This is a genomic window from Paenibacillus sabuli, assembly GCF_014705605.1.
Lineage (GTDB): Bacteria > Bacillota > Bacilli > Paenibacillales > Paenibacillaceae > Paenibacillus_D > Paenibacillus_D sabuli.
In genome coordinates, this window is sequence record NZ_JACXIZ010000088.1 from 1 (window position 1) to 5,496 (window position 5,496).

At 65.3% G+C, this 5,496-nt stretch carries 2 protein-coding genes and 1 pseudogene; all 3 read right to left on the minus strand.

What is annotated here, in order from left to right:
• Positions 1-773, minus strand: a 773-nt coding sequence (locus IDH44_RS26120; protein WP_190921757.1) for a hypothetical protein, incomplete at its 3' end; no start/stop codon positions are given.
• Between the two features lie 314 nt (positions 774-1,087).
• On the minus strand, positions 1,088-4,906 hold the full coding sequence (locus IDH44_RS27295) for a glycosyl hydrolase family 28-related protein (protein WP_190921758.1): 3,819 nt from the start codon (positions 4,904-4,906) through the stop codon (positions 1,088-1,090).
• 133 nt (positions 4,907-5,039) lie between these two features.
• Positions 5,040-5,496 (minus strand): annotated as a pseudogene (locus IDH44_RS26895) (hypothetical protein); the annotation flags it as partial.

Here is a 5,496-nt window from a genome sequence, read left to right on the forward strand (position 1 = left end):
GCCGCGGTGCTGGCCGCAGCGGCGTCGGGCGCCCCGGCAGCCGGACGCGCCGCGAAGCCATCCATCCGCTCGAGCAGCTCGAAGTGCTCCAGCCCGTCTGCCGTGCGCAGGCGCAGCTCGTAGCGGCTCCCGTCCGTATATGTGAGGCGCACGCCCTCCTCCCAACATACCGGCCCTCGCTCCGGCGCCAGCCGGCGCAGCTCGCGCAGCGCGGCCGGGCCGTGGACATAGGCGGTGGCGAGCAGGCCGTCGCGGTGCGTCCCCAGGCGCAGCACCGGCAGCGGGCCGCCCGCTGCCGTCTCCTGCGCGGCGCGCTCCCCCGCGAGCTGCCAGATGAGCGGGCCGTTGCTCCCGGTGGCGTCTTCCGCCGCCAGCGCGCCTTCGGCACGCATCTTGTCTGGCCCGCTCCCAGGTCCGACCGGCATGCCCTTGGCCTCATCCGGCGCGATCAGACGCGCGGGTCGGTCCGCAGTCGATGCCGCCTCCACGCCACTCGGAGCCGCCTCCTCGCCATACTGCAGCGTATACGTATAATCCGCCCCGCGCGGCAGATCGGTCATGAAGCACAGCGTCGCGCTGCGCAGCCACTCGCCCTCTTCCTCCGGCGCCAGCAGCTGCATCGGCACCGGCTCCCCGGCCGGCCCTAGCAGCCGCAACGAATCGGTGCGGGCCTCGCCCCGCTCGAAGGCAAGCGGATAACGAACCGGTGATTTCGGCCATTCGTATTTGGGATGATTCAAGTGATCCTTGAGCTCGAATTGCAATGTTCGCATTTTCTCTCCTCCACTTGCTTGATCATTCTGCACTTGCTTAACATTCCGCACTTGCTTGATCATTCTGCATCACCGACTCCCCTCGGCGTTTGCACACACACCCTAACACCGGCGCGATTCCAATTCAATTGTCATTATTTCGAAACTGCCTATTCGCCTGACAATCCACCTTGGCATTAGCCACTCGCATACCCGCTTTCGTCAGGCTGCCGCCAGTTGTATATGTGACGTCTTCTGCCCCCGCTTCAATCGCCACAGGCGCAGCCCCCATGAGGGGCCGCGCCTGTGGTCTTTTTCACGCTATATTCCGCTGACTACTCCGTATACGCCACCATCAGCCCCTCATAGCTCTCGCCGCCGGCCGCGTCGACTGCGGTCACGACGAAGGCATGGGTGCCGGGACTAAGGCCCGTCGCCTCGTAGTCCAGCACCGCCGGGCCGACGGTGTCCATGAGCGCCCCGCCCTGGTAGATGCGGTACCCCGTCACGGCGACATTGTCGCGCGCCTCGGGCCAGCTCAGCTCGGCCTTGCCGCTGCCTGCGTCGGCGGCGGACAGTCGGCTCTGGGCAGGCCAGGCCGGAGGACGGCGGTCGGCGTAGCTGTCCGGGAGCTCCAGCAGTCCCGATGTCCCCGCGCCGTAGTGCTCATAGATCTCGTCCAGCACATCGATGTACTGATTGCCCGCCTCGATATGGCCGTAGAGCCCATCCATCAGGTGCAGACCGATGTTCAGCGTGTCGAGCCGATTCGTCTGATAGACGACGTTGGCATTGTCCCGATCCTCCGGCGTGAATACCTTCGGGCTGTCGCTCGACAGCGTAGCCGCCGAGGAGACGAGTCCCGAATACTTCTGATGATACGGACTCGACCCGGCTACCGGCGTCTGCGTGCCGGCGAGGAAGTTGTCCCGGACGTCGAGCCCGTAGATGCCGGTCGAGTAGAACGCCCCTCCGGTGCCGTTGCGCTGCGAGGCGGCGATGATGCCCGTGGCATGCACCCCGCCCGGCGCCAGCGGCGTGCCGCTCAGCCAGTTGCCGACGATCGTGTTGAAGTACGACGGCGTCGATCGATTGGAGCCCTTGACGAGCGAAGAATAGATATAGATGCCGTCCGTATTCGCCAGATGATTATCCGCCACGACGCCGTCGTAGGCGTTGCCGTACAGCCAGATGCCGCGCTGCCCGCCCTCGATCGTGTTGCGGTACACCGTGATGCGGTCGTTGGGCGTGAGCAGCGAGAAGGTGCTCGTGCGGTCGGGAATGATGTCCCACTCGTCGAGCAGCGCATAGGTCGTGCCGCTATCCAGCGTCACCTCGCGCAGCTGGCCGAGGCCCTTGCCCCCGGTAATCGCGACGTAGATGCCGCCGAAGCGCGCCTGCACCGTGCCGATCGGCTGGACCGGCATCAGCGTCACCGTATCGGCGGTCGCGCCGAGAATCTCGCCTGTCGCGAAGTAGCCGGCCGGCATCTCGAAGAAGATCGACTCGCCGTCATTGTGATAGGTCGTCTTGAGCTCGGGCGAGGTGTAGCGCACGATATTGTTCTCGACGTGGCTCAGCGCCTTCGCGCCGATGCCATGCACCTCCACGTCCGCCTCGGCGCGGATGACGATTTCATTGTCCCGAATGAACGTATAGGCTGCGGCGACCGGCATCTGACTGAAGCTGTATTCCATATAGTTGTCCGTGACGGCCGCGTAGGCATTCATGTAGACGCGATTGTGCTGCGCCGCCCAGCCGATGTTCACATTGTCCTTGATGACGAGGCGCTGATCGGCGACGACGAGCATGCCCTGCGCCCGGCCGCTGCCGCCGCTCGTGTCGATCGGGTCCAGGACCGGATACTCGACGCCCGTCTCGATCGCAAAAAACTCGCTCGCCGTGCGCAGGTCGCGCTCGTTGACGGCCGCCCCCCAATCATGGCCGAACCAGACGAAGGCGTCCGGGTACAGATCCGGGTCGGAGGCGCGCAGACCGAGCCGGGCGATGCCGCTGCGGCCGACCGTCTTGCCGTCGCCGGTGGAATAGATGAAGTTGGCGCTGCCGCCGGTATGCACGAGCAGCGTCTCCTCGCGGCCGTCGCCCATCAGTACGATATCGGCCGGCACCCCGATCCGGGTCGCATGATAGGCGCCCTCCGGCAGATAGACGACCCCGCCGCCCGCCGTCTTGGCGGCCGCGATCGCGTCCTCGATCGCCTCCGTATCGTCGAGGCTGTCATCCGCCACAGCGCCGTAATCCGTCACATCGTACACCTGATCCCACTCGAAGTGATCCGCCCACGCCACGCCCAGACCGAGCGGGTCGTCGCCCGGCGCGGTCACGGTCAGCGTCTGTCCGCTGTCCAGCGCATGCCAGGTGTCGCCATCGTCCGCGGACACCTCGACCTCGTACTCGCCCTGCGGCACGCCGCTGACGACGAAGCGCAGCGAATAAGGCGTCCGCGCCGTCAATTCGACCTCATACGCAGTGCTCGCGCCCTGCAGGCGCAACAGCGTCTCGCCCTCGGCGCCGTATTCCTGCGCCATCAGATTGCGTCCCGACAGGTCGATCGACAGCCCTTCGTACACCTCGTATTCGGAGATGAACAGCGGGCGCGGCGCATTGAGCAGTACCGGCTCGCTCCAGCCCTCGGCATTGCTGACCCACAGCTGGTAGATCCCAGGGTCCGCCGCCGCGGGCAGCCGCGCCGTCAGGAAGCGGCCGTCCAGCTCATCCTTCTGCTCGATGTCCAGCGTCGTCGCGCCGATCCCCGGCGTGGCTGACAGCGTCCCGGTGTACGGCGCGACCTTCACCTCCACATCGTCCCAGTCGTCTGCGATCATCGCCTCGCCGTTCAGCGAGACCAGAGCGCCCGGCTGCACGGCCTCGCTCGTCCGCAGGATCAGAGGCGGCGCGTCCCAGGCCGGATTGCTCACCTGGAGCTCTACTTCCGCTTCGGCGCCATTCAGCTCTTCCACATCATCGGGCGGCATCGACGCCAGCACCGTGAATTCGCCGGCATACGGGGGCGTGTACGTCAGCGTCGCCTCGCCCGCCGCATCGGTCACCGCGCTGCCCAGCGCCGCGTCGATGTAGGTGCCTGCTCCGTCGCCTTGCAGCGTGAAGGTGATCGGCTGCCCCGCGATCGGCGCGCTGGCGTCGTCTGTCAGCGTCACCTCCAGCTCTACTGCAATGCCCGGCTCGGCAGCCGCATACGCGGGATCACCGAACGCCAGCACCGTCTCCGTATAGGACGGAATCGTCACCAGCGCGGCGGCCGACGGCACGGAACGCTTCATGCCCGACAGATTCTGAATCGCATACGCGTAGGACTCGCCCGGCTGCAGATCCGTGTCAGTATACGTCGTGACGCCCGAGCCGACCTGCGCGAGCTCGGTGTATTCGGTCTCGCTGCCGGCCTTGCGCAGCACGACTGACGGTCCGCCGGAGGCATCGCTCCAGCTCAGCTCGGCCTCCCGACCCGGCTCGGCCGTCGCCGTCAGCCCGGTTGCCGTACTCGGCACGATCTCGTCGAAGAAGAAGCCCTCGGCGTAGGCGGAGGTTCCGCTCAGCTTGGTCGCCTTGAGCTTGAAGCTGCCGCTCACCTGATAGGTGATATACTTGCCGTCATTGATCGTATCGACGACGCGGCTGTCCAGCACCTGGTTGCTCATATCCAGGATCTCGAAGCGCTGGCTCACCGTCTCCGCGCTGCCGAAGTCCGTCGTATACACCGTGAACAGATGCGGGTCGCTGTCGTTCAGATTGAACGTCATGGTGAAGTCGGTGCCCGAATAGACGGTCAGCTTTTTGCGCGCCGTCCCGTCCGGCGTCTGCAGGGCGCGCGGATCGCCCGGCGCGAAGGTCCAATAGGCGGTGCGATACTTCGTGTAGCTGTCCACGTAGTCCGGCAGCGCATATACGTCCGCCGCGACCGGATTGTCGCGTCCGCTCGTCAAGGTCGTGCTGTAATACGGCAGCACATAGCCGTCTGAGCCGTACACCCCGACCCAGTCGCCGGCGGTCTCCGTCTCCGTGCCCAGCATCTGCGCGGTCGACACCGCGTAGCTCGTCCCGCCGACCGGCAGCAGCGCAGCCAGCAGCGCCGCGATGCACAGCAGACTGGCCCAGCGCTTTGTCTTTGTTTTCATCATCGGTGTGCTCCTCTCGTTTTGGTCTTGCACCCATTTCACCCTACCTGTTGCCGAAGTGGCTACCGTACACACAGCATGATTTCAATTGGACAGATGCTGCGCGCTGATTTTTAAGCGCTTTCACCTCCCTTCAAGGTGAAACATCAAAACGCTCCTCTCTCCCGCTGATCCCTCCAGCCGCCATTTTGGCGCTTACAGCCCGCTCCTCCCTCCCGCTGCTCCCTCTAGCCGCCATTTTGGCGGTGACAGCCCGCTCCTCTCTTCCTCTGCTCCCTCCAGCCGCCATTTTGGCGCTTACAGCCCGCTCCTCTCTTCCTCTGCTCCCTCTAGCCGCCATTTTGGCGCTTACAGCCCGCTCCTCTCTTCCTCTGCTCCCTCTAGCCGCCATTTTGGCGCTTACAGCCCGCTCCTCCCTCCCGCTGCTCCCTCTAGCCGCCATTTTGGCGGTTACAGCACGCTCCTCTTTCCCGCTGCTCCCTCTAGCCGCCATTTTGACGCTTACAGCCCGCTCCTCTCTTCCGCTGCTCCCTCCAGCCGCCATTTTGGCGCTTACAGCCCGCTCCTCCCTCCCGCTGCTCCCTCTAGCC

Coding starts and splice junctions, on each gene's coding strand:
- IDH44_RS27295 (WP_190921758.1), bottom strand. CDS start 4,906: ATGAAAACAAAGACAAAGCGCTGGGCCAGTCTGCTGTGCATCGCGGCG.